The following is a 700-nucleotide window of genomic DNA, read 5'->3' on the forward strand; positions in this document are numbered from 1 at the left end:
CCTGCAGACCTTCGGCGGGCCGGGCCGCACCGCGATCGGCTTCGACCCCTCGTACTCGATGCACGCTCTGATCGCGCGCGGCACCGGCACCGGCTGGGTCTCCGGGCCCCGGCGCGCGGACTTCACCATCGACGTGGCCGCCGCCACCGCCGAGATCGCCCGGCTGCGCCCGCACGTGGTCTTCGTCTGCTCGCCGAACAACCCGACCGGCACCGCCGTGGCCGCGGACACCGTGCTCGCCCTGTACGAGGCGGGGCAGGCCGCGCGCGAGCGGGGCGCCCTGGTGGTGATCGACGAGGCGTACGGCGAGTTCAGCCACCAGCCCTCGCTGCTGCCGCTGATCGCCGGCCGGCCACGGCTGGTGCTCAGCCGCACCATGTCGAAGGCGTTCGGCGCGGCCGGGCTGCGCCTGGGCTACCTGGCCGCCGACCCGGCCGTGGTGGACGCCGTGCAGTTGGTGCGGCTGCCCTACCACCTGTCCGCCGTCACCCAGGCCACCGCGCTGGCCGCCCTCGACCACACCGATACGCTGCTCGGGTACGTCGAGCAGCTCAAGGGCGAGCGGGACCGGCTGGTGACCGAGCTGCGCGCCATCGGCTGCCCGGTCACGGACTCGGACGCCAACTTCGTGCAGTTCGGCATCCCCACGGCCCTCACCGGCCGCTGGGGCGACCCGGCCGCCGACTCGCACGGCATGTGG

The 700-nt window shown here is 74.7% G+C and carries 1 protein-coding gene; it reads left to right on the top strand.

The features are described 5' to 3' along the window. The coding region (locus tag KUM32_RS40710) for an aminotransferase class I/II-fold pyridoxal phosphate-dependent enzyme (protein ID WP_217146707.1) at window positions 1-700 on the top strand (700 nt) is incomplete at both ends.

This window comes from Streptomyces sp. AC627_RSS907 (assembly GCF_019049165.1).